This is a genomic window from Oceanobacter sp. 1_MG-2023, assembly GCF_030689025.1.
In the GTDB taxonomy this organism is placed as follows: domain Bacteria; phylum Pseudomonadota; class Gammaproteobacteria; order Pseudomonadales; family Oceanobacteraceae; genus Oceanobacter.
Genome location: NZ_JAUYWA010000040.1, coordinates 1 through 16,418, shown reverse-complemented (window position 1 = coordinate 16,418; position 16,418 = coordinate 1). Strand labels below are relative to the sequence as shown.

At 53.3% G+C, this 16,418-nt stretch carries 9 protein-coding genes; 7 read left to right on the top strand and 2 right to left on the bottom strand.

Annotated elements, in window-relative coordinates; genetic code table 11:
* Positions 1–562 precede the first annotated feature (562 nt).
* Positions 563–4,237 (bottom strand): bifunctional proline dehydrogenase/L-glutamate gamma-semialdehyde dehydrogenase PutA, encoded by a 3,675-nt coding sequence (gene putA / locus Q8W22_RS16320; RefSeq protein WP_305453074.1) that lies wholly within the window; start codon positions 4,235–4,237, stop codon positions 563–565.
* A 460-nt stretch (positions 4,238–4,697) separates the two neighbouring features.
* Positions 4,698–6,164, bottom strand: a complete 1,467-nt coding sequence (gene putP / locus Q8W22_RS16315) for a sodium/proline symporter PutP (protein WP_303434260.1) — start codon at positions 6,162–6,164, stop codon at positions 4,698–4,700.
* A gap of 467 nt (positions 6,165–6,631) precedes the next feature.
* Between putP and Q8W22_RS16310 the strand changes: the two genes are divergently transcribed.
* The 7 genes from Q8W22_RS16310 to Q8W22_RS16280 form a co-directional block, all read left to right on the top strand.
* Positions 6,632–7,102, top strand: a complete 471-nt coding sequence (locus Q8W22_RS16310) for an Lrp/AsnC family transcriptional regulator (RefSeq protein WP_303434261.1) — start codon at positions 6,632–6,634, stop codon at positions 7,100–7,102.
* A 462-nt stretch (positions 7,103–7,564) separates the two neighbouring features.
* On the top strand, positions 7,565–8,647 hold the full coding sequence (locus Q8W22_RS16305; protein ID WP_303434262.1) for a TRAP transporter substrate-binding protein: 1,083 nt from the start codon (positions 7,565–7,567) through the stop codon (positions 8,645–8,647).
* 109 nt (positions 8,648–8,756) lie between these two features.
* Entirely contained in the window at positions 8,757–9,287 is a 531-nt protein-coding gene (locus tag Q8W22_RS16300; protein ID WP_368501400.1) for a TRAP transporter small permease subunit, read from the top strand.
* Entirely contained in the window at positions 9,284–10,576 is a 1,293-nt protein-coding gene (locus Q8W22_RS16295; protein WP_303434263.1) for a TRAP transporter large permease subunit, read from the top strand. The genes Q8W22_RS16300 and Q8W22_RS16295 overlap by 4 nt, the downstream gene beginning before the upstream one ends.
* A gap of 16 nt (positions 10,577–10,592) precedes the next feature.
* A complete protein-coding gene (locus Q8W22_RS16290; RefSeq protein ID WP_303434264.1) occupies positions 10,593–12,053 on the top strand; it encodes a cache domain-containing protein in 1,461 nt (486 codons plus the stop codon).
* Positions 12,050–12,724 carry a response regulator transcription factor gene (locus Q8W22_RS16285; protein WP_303434265.1) on the top strand — a complete coding sequence of 225 codons (675 nt, stop codon included), beginning with the start codon at positions 12,050–12,052 and terminating at the stop codon, positions 12,722–12,724. The genes Q8W22_RS16290 and Q8W22_RS16285 overlap by 4 nt, the downstream gene beginning before the upstream one ends.
* A 427-nt stretch (positions 12,725–13,151) precedes the next feature.
* Positions 13,152–16,418, top strand: a 3,267-nt coding sequence (locus tag Q8W22_RS16280) for a glycoside hydrolase family 9 protein (RefSeq protein WP_305453072.1), incomplete at its 3' end; no start/stop codon positions are given.

Below are 16,418 nucleotides of genomic sequence, written 5' to 3'. Positions count from 1 at the left end.
TATACACTTGACCAGCATAGTCATTAAGAGGGTTAAAAACGGCTACGCGATAAATCGGCATGCAATCATTCCTTGTTTAATAGGGTGGCCACCCAGAGCTCATCCTTGGAAATAGCGGCCACTTCTATCATTAAGAAACTCAGGCGTCCATACTCAGCAACTAGCAAAGTACTAAGATGCCAAATAGGTCTAAAATATCGAAGTAATTTAGAAATAATTTAAGAAGCAGTATAAAAAACAGGAAAAATTATCTCATCAGTCAAAGACTGATTTGGTATCAATAAATAAATGCCCCCCGTATTTTATGCTGGTCAGACCCCAGCGAATATTTATTCGTTATTCGATCGGCCACGATTAGAATCAGTGTCACCCGTTAGCACAAAACAGCAACAAATCTGCCGCAAATAATCCACTGCTTTGAATATCTCTCGCTGTCTTCCATTTTTATATGGAGGATCGGTATATGGAGGATCGGCCAGTGAGTGGAGACACCCAGCACCAGCAGACTTCAGACAATGGTCACCCACCTGACTTTGTCAGGCCGATGACCATATTGATATGGCTATTCCGCAGCCGCTATCAGGCTGGCATTGCCACCAGCAGCGGTAGTATCGATACAGATATGCCGTTCAAGCTGGTAACGATGGCTGTTTTTATCGTCATCAATCAGGGGCAGCAAGGCTCCTTCCCGTTGTGCCAGTGCGATACGACACGCTCGCATGTACTCTTCCTGACCAGCACAAACAACCGCATCAACGCCTTTTACTGGCGTTAGTGCAGCCGCTTGCAATGCGCCATCGAGCGCAACCACCGGCCACTCGTGTCCGCGTAACGATGCGACGGCTTGTTCGGCACCCGGTGCTATAACAACCACCCGATTACCACAAGCCAATGCCAGCGCCGCCTGATGCAGAGCCCGCGCCAGCGTTGGCCCAAGGCACAGCATCACACCACGAGGATGCAACGATAACCGATTGAGTTCACCCGTTGGCCCGGGGAGTTCAAGTGTCGACGGATCTTCCAGTACGACCTGAATACCCAGGGCAGCAAAGCTGTCATTGATCTGCTGCGATAATGGTTCGGCGTGTTGCCTGGCGGCAGCAAATCCTTGCCCGGCGACATCATCCAATGCTTGTTGCAACGTCGCCGCGGTGATGGTGGCGTGATCGATAGCCAGCACTTCTCGCGCAGAAGACGGTGCGATAAAACGTTCAACATAATGCGGCCCACCGGCTTTTGGACCTGTCCCCGACAACCCTTCACCACCAAATGGCTGAGACCCCACCACAGCACCAATCTGGTTGCGGTTGACGTAGGTATTACCCACACGAATACGACGGGACAAGGCATTAACCCGGGAATCCATACGGGTATGCAAACCAAAAGTCAGGCCAAATCCACGTGCATTAATTGCGTCAACAACCTGTTCCGCATCCTCTCCCCTGAATCTCGCCACATGCAGTACAGGACCAAAAATCTCTTCTGGCATATCGGCAATTCCATTGACGTTGACCACCGCCGGAGCCACAAATCGCCCCTGCTCTGGCACTGTCATACGCTTCAATAGTCGTCCGGCAGCGGCATGTTCATCCAGGTATTGATTGATTTTGTTGCGAGCAGCGTCATCAATCACAGGGCCAATATCCGTTGATAACAACCAGGGATCTCCCAGTGCCAGTTCGTCCATGGCGCCGTACAACATATGCAGCAAATGGTCGGCAATATCTTCCTGTAAATATACGATCCGGAGTGCTGAGCATCGCTGACCGGCACTCTGGAATGCCGATGCCAGTATGTCGCGTACGACCTGTTCCGGCAGTGCAGTTGAGTCGACGATCATGGCATTCAGACCGCCGGTTTCGGCAATAAGTGGCGCTTCTGCAGACATCGCACTCGCCATTGCCCGGTTGATGGTTTGAGCCGTTGCGGTAGAACCGGTAAAACACACGCCTTGAATACGGGCATCCGCGGTCAATGGTGCACCAACATCCCGCCCCGAGCCCGGCAACAGTTGCACCACGTCCAGTGGGATACCGGCGTCATGCATCAAGGCTACCGCCCGCGCCGCAATCAGCGGGGTCTGGTCGGCGGGTTTTGCCAGTACTGTATTCCCGGCAGCAATGGCAGCTAACACCTGTTCGGTAAAAATTGCCAGAGGGAAGTTCCAGGGAGAAATACAGCTGATCACACCACGGGCATTGACCTCCTCCCCCCTGGCGGTCAAGCGGTCGTCCAGTTGCTGTGCCTGATCGGCGTAATAACGGGCGAAATCCACGGCCTCGCGTACTTCGCCCACGGCATCCAGCAGGGTTTTGCCAGCTTCTCGCTGTGCCAGTGCAAACAGCTCCACTGCATGCTGTTCATACTGGTCAGCCACCCGGTTCAGCAAGGCTGCCCGCTGCGCCACCGGAACCGCTGCCCAACGCGGGGCTGCTGCCACTGCGGCAACAATCGCCGACTCGATATCAGCGGGACTGGCGGCAGTGACCTGCCCGACAACATCATTGGGTTGAGCCGGGTTGATGACCGATGAGCATGCAGCGCTTTCTGTACTCTCCTTGGCTGCTGTGTCAGCGGCGACCATGGGTATGGCTTGCCACTGGCTGGTCGCAAAGGCAGCACGGGCGGCAAGAATCTTCTCAACCTCGACCACATCGGTCACGTCCCAGCCCTTGGCGTTCTGGCGCTGATCACCAAATAATTGTGACGGCGCAACAATCAAGCTGCTGGGTTTGGGGTCATGCCACACCGCTGCGATATCAAAGGGGTCCCGGGCAATCACCTCAGGTGTAATGCGGGTATCGACAATCTGATTAACAAACGAGCTGTTGGCTCCGTTTTCCAGCAAACGCCGCACGAGGTAGGCCAGCAAATCGCGATGTTCGCCCACCGGGGCGTAAATACGACAGCGGGTGCCTTCGCGCTTCAAGACTTCATCATGAAGTGCTTCTCCCATACCATGCAGTCGCTGCAGTTCAAACTGATGCTTGCCGACGTGCTGGGCAATCCGCAAGACTGCCGCTACTGAATGGGCGTTATGGGTCGCAAACTGGGGATAGATATGATCAGTCATGCCCAAGAGCTTTTCGGCACAACACAGGTAGGAGACATCGGCATGTGCCTTACGGGTGTACACCGGAAATCCTGCCAACCCCAAGGTCTGGGCCCGTTTGATTTCGGCATCCCAATAGGCGCCTTTCACCAATCGCACCATGATGCGCCGGTTCAGCCGTTGCGCCTGGGCATAGAGGAAATCAATCACATGCGGCGCTCTCTGGCCGAACGCCTGTACGACAACCCCAAAGCCATCCCAACCGGCCAGTTGCGGATCTTCCAGCACTGCGACAATCACATCCAGCGACAGATCCAGCCGATCAGCTTCTTCCGCATCAATATTGAATCCCATATTGTGCTGTTTGGCCTGACGTGCCAGTTCGCGGGTACGTGCCACCAGCTCAATCATGACCCGCTCCCGTTTGGCAAATTCATAACGAGGATGCAAGGCCGACAGCTTCACCGATATGCCGGGGTTTTCAGCCATCGTTGCGCCGGTACAAGAAGCTGCTAAAGCAGCGATAGCCTGTCTATAAGCATCGAAGTAGGCTTTGGCATCGTCTGCGGTACGAGCCGCTTCACCCAGCATGTCGTAGGAATAGGTGTAGCCCTGACTTTCCAGCTTGCGTGCCCGTTCGGTGGCATTACGGATATGACTGCCCAGCACAAACTGGCGACCCAATTCTTTCATGGCTTGCGCCACGGCCACCCGAATCACCGGCTCTCCCAGCCGTTTCACCAGACCCCGCAACGTTGACCGCAAGCCTTCCGCTCCTGTTGGCGAAATCAGTTTGCCAGTCAGCATCAGCGCCCAGGTAGAAGAATTCACCAGACCAGAGCGGGACTGCCCCAGATGCTCACTCCATTGCCCCGGAGCCACCTTATCTTCAATCAACTGATCGATGGTAAATGCATCCGGCACACGCAACAGCGCTTCGGCCAGGCACATCAGCGCCACCCCTTCTCGAGTGGTCAGGCCGTATTCCGCCAGAAAATTCTCCATCATGGTGGAACGCTTGCGGCTGCGGACCGCTCGCACCAAGGCAGCCGCATCAGCTGAAATTTCCTGGCGCAGTGGCGCAGACAAACGGCTATCGGTGACCAGTTCAGTCAGCGCCTGGCGTTCATCCATTAAATAATGATCGCGAATCGCGTCGCGAATGGCAGGGATATTGGCACTCATGTTACAGCCCTCATGGATACAAAACATTAAGCTGAATATGCCGCATTTTTGTGTTTATTTTTTCCTAAAATATATTAATTGACATTACTTTAAGACTAATTTTTATTAAAAAACAAGAAAAAACACAATAAAAAATAGTCAATACAAGCAGAAAATCACTAAAAAGAAAAAACCAGTGAATCACTCCCATAGACCTCGAAAAACGATCAAGAAAGACATAAGAAGAGCAGCTGACAAAGCTGCCGGGAATGACCGGGAAGAGACCCGCAACAGGTACGGCGGAGAGACAGCAGACTTTGCAGTCGAAGTGAAACAGAGATCAACAAGAGAATACCCGCAGCACAAGGCCAGGTTCCTTCCCTGACCATTGCACCATGCCGGTCGTACCGTTGAAGACGACCATAATACGTCGCCTTCACTGGGCTCTGTTAGCCCCGGCAACCTCAACTACAAAAATCAATCAGCTACGTACTTCGGTCACCACATCATCAAACTTCTGCTGGATTGAATCCTCTGGCTCGCGGGTCGCCATGGAAGCAACCACCACTGCAAGGGTCGCCAGCAGAATACCAGGGATGATTTCGTACAAATCAAACCAGCCACCTTCCAGCTGTTTCCAGACCACCACGGTAATACCGCCGACAACAATGCCAGCCAGCGCACCCTGACGCGTCATCCGTTTCCAATACAACGACAAGATCAGGGCCGGACCAAAGGCTGCACCAAAACCTGCCCAGGCATAAGACACCAGATCCAATACTCCGGATTCCGGATTTAACGCCAGAACAGTAGCGATAACGGCAATACCCACAACCGCAAAACGTCCGACTTTTACTAACTGTTCGGAACTGGCGTCTTTATGAAACAGCGCTTTGTAGAAGTCTTCCGCCAATGCTGAAGAAGACACCAGCAACTGGGAATCCGCCGTACTCATGATCGCCGCCAGAATAGCGGCCAGCAGAACACCGGCAACCAGCGGATGGAAGATGGCATCCACCATCACCATAAAGACCGTTTCATTGTCTCCCAGACCTGTTTTCAGATAAGCCACGGCAAACAGCCCGATGGCCATCGAACCGATCATCGCCACCCCGGTCCAGGCAACAGCAATGCGACGGGCTGCCGGTACATGATCCTTGCTTTTGATGCCTTTGAAACGCGCCAGAATATGCGGCTGGCCAAAATAGCCAAAACCCCAGCCAATCAATGACAGGGTACCAATCAGGGTAATCGGTGTGCCGTCTGCATTGGTGAACGCATCCAGCAATTCGGGGTTGCTATTGGCTATCTTGTCGAAGGTTGCCGATATGCCGCCCATCTCGGACAGGGCAATCACAGGTACCAGAACCATCGCCCCGACCATCAGCAAGCCTTGCACGACATCCGTCCAGGACACCGCCAGAAAGCCACCAAACATGGTGTAGGAAATCACTGCCACAGCCCCCAGCACAACTGCCAGCTGATAATCCAGGCCGAATACGGTTTCAAACAGCTTGCCTCCTGCCACCAGGCCGGAACTGGTGTAAAACAGGAAAAACACCAGCACAAAAATCGCAGACACTACCCGCAAGGTATGGCTTTTATCTTCAAACCGCTTTTCAAAAAAAGCCGGCAAGGTCAGCGCATCACCGGCTCGCTGGGAATAAACCCGCAGACGCTGGGCAACCAGCAACCAGTTGGCCCAGGTGCCAATCAGCAGTCCACCTGCCAACCAAAACGCACCATAACCTGCACTCATGGCGTAGCCTGGCAAACCCAGCAACAGCCAGCCACTCATATCCGAGGCGCCGGCACTCAGGGCACTGGGAATTGGCCCGAGATTACGGCCACCCAATACATAATCCGACAAGTCTTGAGTGCGTCGATAAGCAATAATGCCGATACCCAGCATGACTGCCAGATACACGATAAACGTCAAAGTAACCATGGATCGTCCTCTTTCATTGTTTGCTATTAATTGAGGTATCGCATCAAGAAGATACCGCTCTTGCAGAGAGACATCTCACCTTATCCAGCCAATACTGTCAGGTTCGAGCCCATGGGAAATAAAGCCTAAAGCAGAGCCAGTGGTCAAATTGGCTGTTTTTTAATATTTCATGGTCTATTTGTTTTTAAATTTGTTTTTTAAACTGCATTTCGACCAAGTTTTATGCGTGTAAAGATAATTTCACCGATGCATCACCAGCGTGCAACATAATCACCCCCAACACGCAAAAGCACCATGTCAGTGCATAATCAGAAAGGCATAATTGTTAATCAAAACCAATAGGTTGAGATAATTTCTCTAATATTATTGTTTTATTTAGAACAAAATACGCATCATTTCCCACTACAATGGCTCTTTCCCGTTCCTGTAAATGACCCATTACTGCCCGACAAGGACATCAAAACTTCATGGATTCTCAAGAAAATCTTGACAAGCTCGATATGGCCATCCTTCGCGAGCTGCAGAAAAACGGCCGAATCACCGTAACCGAGCTGGCTTCGCTGATTGGATTATCCAAAACTCCCTGTCAAATCCGTATGAAACGGCTCGAAGAACAAGGGTACATTCTTGGTTACATGGCATTGCTTGATCAAAAGAAACTTGGCACCAAATACGTTGCCTTTGTGCAAGTGTCGCTCAGCGATACTCGCACCAGTGCGCTCAAAGCCTTTAATGATGCCGTGCGTACCATCCCTGAAATCGAGCAATGCCATATGACCGCCGCGACCTTTGACTATCTGTTAAAAGTCCGCACTTCCGACATGGAATCCTATCGCGCCGTGTTGGGAGAAAAAATTTCTTCCCTTCCTTACGTCACCCAGACCAGTACTTTTGTTGTGATGGAAAACGTCAAGGACATTGAATCCAAGCTGATTTGACATCGACATCAGGCCCTCAATCGGTAAATCGGGGCCAGCGTCTTGCTGGTTCTCCTGATGAAAGGGCCAGACAGGCCAACCCACCCCCAACATAAGCCTAAAGTAGTACACGATATTTACTGAACTTTTATTCCTATAAACAGCAATACCCAACTTGTCGCAAGCTCATTGCGCCAAAGCATGGAAAACCCAATAACAATGGGACTTTGAAGCTGTTTTTTACGCTGATTTTGTGCTGTCTTTCCGGTCACATTTGCATACTACTTACGTAGTTACACCAAGATAATTTACCTACCAATAATCACCAATATAGTAAAAACACCAGCAACCCCCGCAGTCCAACGAATAGCCGAAACAATCATCTGCAACGACTATACTGCCTCCACGAGACGATTGATGGTCGTGCAGGCAGTTGCCACCTCGACGTCGTTCCGACGGACTATAAAAAAGGATAACAACAAGATGCTCAAATTATCGAAACTGAAGCGCGGCCTGCTGGCCGGATTCTGTGGTCTGGTTGTCGCCTCTGGTGCCCAGGCAGCAGACAAGGTTTACCGTTTGAAAATGGCCGAAACCTGGGGTGCCAACTTCCCTATTTTTGGTGATTCTCCACGCAACATGGCAGCCATGGCAGAGAAAATGTCCAATGGCCGTTTGCAAATCACCATCGACTCAGCCAACAAGCACAAAGCACCGTTTGGTGTTTTCGATATGGTCCGTGCCGGACAATACGATATGGGGCACTCAGCGTCCTATTATTGGAAAGGCAAGGTCCCCAACACCCTGTATTTCACAACCATGCCATTCGGCATGACCGCACCTGAGCAATACGCCTGGTTCTACTACGGCGGCGGCATGCAACTGATGGACAAGGTATACAGCAAGTTTGGTCTGATGAGTTTCCCGGGTGGTAACACCGGTAATCAGATGGGCGGCTGGTTCCAGAAAGAAATCAACTCCCTTGATGACCTGAAAGGTCTGAAAATGCGCGTACCCGGTTTCGCCGGTGAAGTTCTGGCAGAACTGGGCGTCAGCCCAACCAACATTCCACCAGGTGAGCTGTACACCGCACTTGAACGTCGTACCATCGACGCTCTGGAATGGGTAGGTCCATCACTGGACTTGCGTATGGGTTTCCACAAAATTGCACCGTACTACTACACCGGTTGGCATGAACCAGCCACTGAGCTGCAATTTTTGGTTAACAAGCGCACCTGGGACAAACTGCCAGAAGATCTGCAAGAAATCCTGCGTGTTTCCATGCGTGCCGCATCTTATGAAATGTACATTCAGTCTTACCACGAATCCGCCATTAACCTGGACGTGATCAACTCTGAATACCCGAACGTCAAAATCAAAACCTTCCCTGCTGATGTCATGGCTGCCATGCGCAAAGCCAACGACAAACTGCTGACAGAAAAAGCGGCTGAAGACCCACTGGCCAAGGAAATTCTTGATTCCCAAGCCAACTACATGAAAAAAGCACGTGCCTGGACGGATATTTCCGACAAGGCCTACCTGAACAGCGTCTCTGTCGGCCAATAAGCCTGCGGTGATTCATGCAAGTCAACAACCGGGTTAACCCCGACCGTTGGCTTGCTGGAGCAGAGTCACCCTCTGCTCTGTTCCCTCCAGTACCCCAAGGGAGAAAATTATGTTGGTTCGGCTTGAGCGAGCGATTAATCGCTTTTCCGATCTGCTCGGTACGATATCCGCCGTACTGTTTCTGATCATGTTGGTGAACGTCTTTATCGACGTTGTCCTGCGCTACGCGCTAAACGTTGTTTATATCGGTTCTCAGGAGATGGAATGGCACTTGTTTGCAGCCATGTTCATGCTGGCCGTTCCCTACACTCTGAGAGCCGAAGGCCATGTCCGTGTTGACCTGGTGTATGAACGCCTGTCCATGCCAAAGAAAAACTGTATCGATATTGCTGGCGGCTTATTGTTATTACTGCCGTTCTGCCTGTTGGTCGGTTACTACGGCATCGGCTTTGCCCACGAAGCGTGGGAACTGGGTGAAACCTCAGGAGACCCCGGTGGTTTACCTGCTCGCTGGATCATCAAATCCGTTATTCCCGTGGCCTTTTTTGCCACCGCCATTTCAGGTGTTGGCATGATACTCACCTCAATCAATGAGTTGCGCGGCGTCAAACACGAGCACCACAAGGAGGCTGCACTGTGATTGGTATTGTAATGTTTGTTGTGGCCCTGCTGATGCTGATGTTTGGCTTCCCTGTGGCTTTTACCTTTGGTGGTGTAGCACTAATTTTTGGTGTGATTGCCGAAGGCCCGGACATGTTTGCCTTCATGCCCTTCCGCATTCAAAGCATTATGGAAAACGTCACGCTGATGGCGGTTCCGCTGTTTATTTTTATGGGCATCGTGCTGCAGCGCACCAAGTTGGCGGAGCAATTGCTCGAAGCCATGGGCAAGCTGTTTGGACGCGTCCGTGGTGGCCTGGCGATTTCGACGGTTCTGGTAGGGGCGCTGTTGGCAGCCTCAACCGGTGTGGTCGGTGCTTCCGTTGTCGCCATGGGCCTGATCTCACTGCCTGTCATGCTGAAATACAACTACGATAAATCCCTCGCCTGCGGCACCATTTGTGCGTCAGGTACATTGGGGCAAATCATCCCGCCGTCCATCATCCTGATCATTCTCGGTGACGTGATGGGGATTCCTGTCGGCGATCTGTTCCAGGCAGCAGTCATGCCCGGCTTCATGCTGATTGGCATTTATATTCTCTATATTCTGGTTTATTCCTTCCTCAAGCCAGAAGCCGCGCCTGCGTTGCCTGTCGAAGACGATGGCACCACCCAGGCCCAGATGTATACCCAGGCGATTATTGCCATTATTCCGCCATTGGCGCTGATTCTGGTGGTACTGGGATCAATCTTTGCCGGTATCGCAACCCCGACAGAATCGTCTGCATTGGGTGGCATTGGTGCCATCTTCCTGGCCACTGTTTACGGCCAATTCAGCTGGAAAATGCTGTACCAGTCGGCGCAGGAAACCGTCAAGATCACGGCAATGGTTTTCGCGATTCTGCTGGGTGCAACAGCGTTCAGCATGGCCTTCACCTACACCGGTGGTGACTACATTGTTGAAGAAATCCTGACCAGCCTGCCTGGTGGACAACTCGGGTTCCTGATCCTGTCGATGATCGCTATTCTGATTCTTGGCTTCTTTATCGACTTTGTTGAAATCAGTTTCATCATTGTGCCGATTCTGGCGCCGGTTGCAGATGCCCTGGGGATCGCCCCACTGTGGTTTGCCATTCTGATTGCCATGAACCTGCAAACCAGCTTCCTGACACCGCCGTTCGGGTTCGCGCTCTTTTATCTCAAAGGGGTCGCGCCTCCACAGGTGCAAACAACAGACATCTATAAAGGGGTTTTGCCTTTTATTGTGATGCAGGTAGGCCTGGTAGTGTCTATCATGATGTTTCCGGAGTTTTACGGTCTGATCGACTAGCCGTTCCCGGATAACATTGGACAGCCCATGCGCCAGCATGGGCTGTCGTTATCACTTCACAACAACAAGAATCGACATTACGGTGAACCTGTCACTCAAAGCAAAAATCCTGTTACTGACGGTCTTGCCCTTGATCGCCCTGTCATTAACGATCAGCTGGCTGTATCAACGCCAGGCCAAGGAACTGGCTTACCAGCAAGTCGCTGTTTTTGAAGAAAACCTGATGGCCGGCCGCCGCGAGGCACTCAAGAATTACACACTACTGGCCATGAACTCGATATCCCCCACACTCGAACAACTCGAGAACGGTATGGAACGCTCCAGCGCCGAATACCGGATCAAGCATCAGCTACGTGGCATGCGCTATGGCAGTGACGGCTATTTCTTTGTTTACACCCAAGCTGGCACCAATATTGTCCACCCCACCCAACCCCATCTGGAAGGACAGGACCTGATCGACCTGCAGGATGAAAACGGTCAATTTGTTATTCGGGACCTGCTTGATATTGCCGAATCCGGTGGTGGGTTCTACCAATACCTCTGGCGTAAACCCACCGACGGTAACGACGTCAACAAACTCGGTTACGTCATACAGATTCCGGCACTGGGCTGGATGATGGGTACCGGCTTGTACGTCGACGACATCGCCAAGGAAATCGCCTTGATGGAGCAAAAGGTCGCCAATAATGTGCGCAAAAGTTTCTGGGCATCAACCATTTTGCTGATTGTGACACTGACAACCGTGGTGCTTATCGTCACACTGGTCAACATGCATACAACCCAACTGGCCGACCAACATTTACAACAACTCGCCAACCGCTTTGTCTCCTTTCAGGTTATTCAGCGTCGTCATTTTGCCCGCGAATTACACGATGGCATCAACCAGCTGCTGGTCTCGGCCAAGTTGCGGCTGAATCTGGCCAACAAGCAATGGCCTGAGCGCCAGGCACTCGAGCACCAGACCAAGGCGGTCGAACAACTGGACATCGCCATCCAGGAAGTGCGCCGCATCTCCCACAACCTGCTGCCGGTTTTACTTGATGATCTCGGTCTGGAAGCGGCCTTGCACGGCCTGTTGGATGAACTGGAAGAACAATCGGACATCACCACCCGTCGCCGCATCCGGCTACCACGGGAACGCCTGCCAGACGCCATCGAAATGACCGTTTACCGGCTCGTGCAGGAAGCTCTGACCAATATTCACAAACACGCCCAGGCCACCCAGGTCAGCTTGAGCCTGACCGCCAGCGCCCAACAGCTGGTGCTGACCATGGGCGACAACGGATGTGGCTTTGCCAGTGATGAAGACAGCAGTGGCGTTGGCTTGATGAATATGCGCGAACGGGTCGAGCTATTAGGAGGAAAGTTTAGTGTCCGTAGTCGACGCAGCAAAGGTACACTCATAAAAGCAGCGTTTTTGCTTAATCCGGAGCCAGGCTTGGCAAGGGACCCCGAACTCAGTAAGGAATCGAAATGAACACCACACGCGCCCGCCCGCCCATTCGCCTATTGATCGCGGACGATCACCCCATGGTGCGCGAAGGCCTGAAGGTCAGTCTGGAAAGCGAGCATCTGATTGAAGTCCTTGCCGATGTCAGCAATGGCCAGCAAGCGCTGGAGCAAGCTGCCCTGTTAGGGCCCGACGTGGTTTTGCTGGATATCTCCATGCCCGTTATGGGAGGGCTGGAAGCCTGTGAGTCATTTCGGCAACGCTTTCCGGAAATTCGCTTATTGATTGTCACCATGCACGACAACCGGGAATATATCCTCAAGGCCGTGCAAGCCGGTGCCGCCGGTTACGTCTTGAAAGACGTCCCCACCGAAGAACTGCTACTGGCAGTCCAAACCGTCTTTCAGGGAGGCACCTACTTCAGCTCCAGCGTGGCCAAAACCCTGTTCAGCGAATTTGGTACTGCCCCGGCACGAAACACCAACAGCCAGGGTCATCAGGCACTCAGCCCACGGGAAACCGACGTGTTATCACTACTGACGGAGGGGATGGGCAACAAGGAAATTGCCGGTCAGCTGAATATTTCCGTGCGCACGGTCGAAGCCCATCGCCTCAAGATCAAGCAAAAGCTGGGCATTAACAATTCTGCCGGACTGATCCGTTACGCTCTCGATAACGGTATTGGCAAACCGGTTTAATTCCTGTTCCAGTCCTCAGTCCTGGGCACCGCCATTCATCCGCTACAAACATCCAGCGGGTGCCAATAACGCCGGTGCCCACCGGCTTTGACCGACGTTATCTATCCATTCCCCATTTGCCGGTGTCATTCGCTGCCAGGCAACCCACAAAGCGAACTCGAGCCCCGATACCTTGTCTTCCCCCGATACCTTACTATTCTCATAGAGTTTTTAGTGTCTGTTTTTTCATCAAGACTCAAGGTGGCATAAACAGCAGCGCTGCACTCGACACAACCAGACGGTATCGCCAGGTCTTGGCCTCTATGGCAAACAAATTGCCCAACAATCAGGTTCGTGACTTGTCGCACATCCAGCATCTTGGCTGCCGACTATGCTGGCCACCTATATTTGGCCCCATCAGCCAAACGGTCCACAGGAGATATGGCCCATGACTCATACAACGCTTTCAGGGTTGAGGAAAACACTGTTATCGCTCGCCATCGCGTCACTCGGAACACACGCTTACGCCACCCCCAACTACGGCGAAGCCCTGCAAAAATCCATTTATTTCTACGAAGCACAACAAGCAGGTGAGCTGCCCGCCTGGAACCGGGTCGAGTGGCGTGGTGACTCAACCCCCAACGACGGTGCCGACAACAGCGTTAACCTGACCGGTGGCTGGTTTGACGCCGGTGACCATGTCAAATTTGGCCTGCCCATGGCCGCCTCGGCCACCATGCTGGCCTGGGGTGTGATTGAAAACCCATCGGCTTATACCCAATCGGGCCAAATGGTCCACATCAAGAACAACCTGCGATTTGTTGCCGATTATTTTGTGAATGCCCATCCGTCCCCTAACGTCCTGTATGGTCAGGTTGGAACCGGTTCCAGCGATCATGCCTGGTGGGGACCGGCAGAAGTCATGCACGCCACCTCTGGTGCTGCCGCGACCCGGCCCTCATATGCCATTACCGAATCCTGCCCCGGTTCCGACCTCGCCGGTGAAACCGCGGCGGCATTGGCTGCAATCGCCATGGTGTTTGCCAGCGATGACCCGGCCTACTCCACCACCCTGCTGACCCATGCCGAACAACTGTATACTTTTGCCCGGCAATTCCAGGGCAAATATTCCGACTGCATTACCGATGCCCAATCCTTCTACAACTCCTGGAGTGGCTATCAGGATGAACTGGTCTGGTCTGCCGCCTGGCTCTACAAGGCGACCGGCGACAGCACCTATCTGAACAACGCCCAAAGCGACTACAACCAACTCGGTACCGAAGGCCAAAGCAGCAATAAAGCCTACAAGTGGACGCAAGCCTGGGATGACAAATCCTACGGCTCCTACGTTTTACTGGCGCAGCTGACTGGCGACAGCCAATACCGGGCCGATGCCGAACGCTGGCTTGATTACTGGAGCACTGGCTACAACGGCGAGCAGGTTCCCTATACCTCCGGTGGCCTGGCGCAACTGGATCAATGGGGCGCGACTCGTTACGCCGCCAACACCGCCTGGGTGGCACTGGTGTATTCCGACTACCTCCGTAGCATTGAGCCATCCAACAGCCGTATCAGCAGCTACTACAACTTCGCCACCAGCCAGCTGGAATACCTGCTCGGTGACAACCCGATGGGCCACCCCTACCAGATTGGCCTGAGCTCCACCGGCCCACTCAACCCGCACCATCGTACGGCTCATGGCAGCTGGGCAGATGACATCAGCAGCCCAAGCCAAAGTCGCCACCTGTTGATCGGCGCGTTGGTGGGTGGCCCTGCCAGCGGTGACGGTTATAGCGATGACCGCAGCGATTACATTTCCAACGAAGTCGCTACCGACTACAACGCCGGTTTTACCTCGGCACTGGCACGGCTTTATCTGGATTTTGGCGGCGACCCTATTCCTGATAGCGAATTTCCTACCGCAGAAACTCGTGATACCGAGTTTTTTGTTGAAGCCAAGGTCAACGCCAGCGGCCCACGTTTTATTGAGCTGGCAACCACAGTCCACAACCGCTCCGCCTGGCCAGCCCGGATCAGCAATAACCTCACCATGCGTTACTGGGTTGATCTTAATCACGAGATAGCCGCAGGATACAGCGCCAGCGATATCACCGTATCCGCCGCTTACAGTCAGGCCAGCAGCATCAGTCCGCTGACCGCCTGGGGCGACCCGGCAGACAATATTTACTACGTCGACATTTCGTTTGCCGGGATTGATATTTTTCCAGGTGGCCAGTCTGACGAACAGAAAGAAGTGCAATTCCGTCTATCACTGCCCACCGATACCGACAACAGCGACTGGGACAACAGCGCTGACCCATCCTGGGACGATTACAGCAGCACGCTGGCCAATGCCCCTCAAATCGCCCTGTATGACGATGGCGAATTGGTCTGGGGGACGGAACCCACCCCGGCTTGCGGTGTTGATACCGGCATCAACTGCACCCCGACGGCCGAGGCCACCAGTGCCACCACGCCGTATGAAACGGCCGTTACCATCAGCCTCAGTGGCAGTGACGAAGATGGCACCATCAGTGACTATCAAGTGGATACCGCACCAGCCCACGGCAGCGTCACCATCACTTCCGGCATCGCCAGTTACACCCCCGCCAGCGGCTATTTTGGCAGCGACAGCTTTACCTATGTTGTGATTGATGATCAGGGTGCCAGCTCAGACCCGGCCAGCGTCAGCCTGACAGTGGCAGAACCCATTGTGCCTGCCGTCAGCATCAGCACGCCGAGTAATGGCAGCGACATTGTTCAAGGCAGTGATTTTGTGCTGACCTTCGACATGTCCAATGTCAATTCTGTCGAGATCACACTCAACGGCAACCCGGTGGCCAGTGCCAACAGCAGCGGTTCGGTCACCCTGACCGCGCCATCGAGCACCGGCAGCTTTAGTGTGACCCTGACTGGCCTCGATATCAGCGGCGCGGCGACCGGAGCCAGCACCACACTGACACTCAATGCCGTCGTTGCACCACCCAATAACGTGCCGGTTGCTGCGTTCAGTGTCGGCGGCAGCTTTCTGAGCATCAGCCTGGATGCCAGTGCATCGACCGATGACGATGATGACACCCTGACCTACCAATGGGATCTGGGTGATGGCAATACAGCAACCGGACTGACGGCCAGCCATGAGTACAACAGCGCCGGCAGTTACGATATCACCCTGACCGTCAGTGATGGGGAAGACAGTGATACGTCAACACAAACAGTAACGGTCGCCGAAGCCCAACCTGGCAGTGTTGACTGCAGCATTGGTAGCATCGACCAGTGGAATACCGGCGCAGTCCTTAACAATATTGTTGTCACCAACCTGGGCGACAGCGAGGCTGACTGGAGCGTGATCCTACCGGTCAGTGGTGTCACTGGCATCACCAATAGCTGGGGAGCCAGCGTAACCCTCAGTGGTAATAACATCATTGCCAGCGGCAGCAACCTGGCAGCGGCTGCGACCTACAGCTTTGGTTTCCAGCTGGAACATGACGGCAACTTCAGCTCTAACGGTTGCAGCGATGCGGCGGCGGGCACGGATACAGGAACAGACACTGGCACGGATACAGGAACAGACACTGGCACGGATACTGGCACGGATACTGGCACGGATACTGGCACGGATACTGGCACGGATACTGGCACGGATACTGGCACGGATACAGGAACGGATACTGGAACGGATACTGGCTGTCGCTGTTGGACATCTACGGGGGCG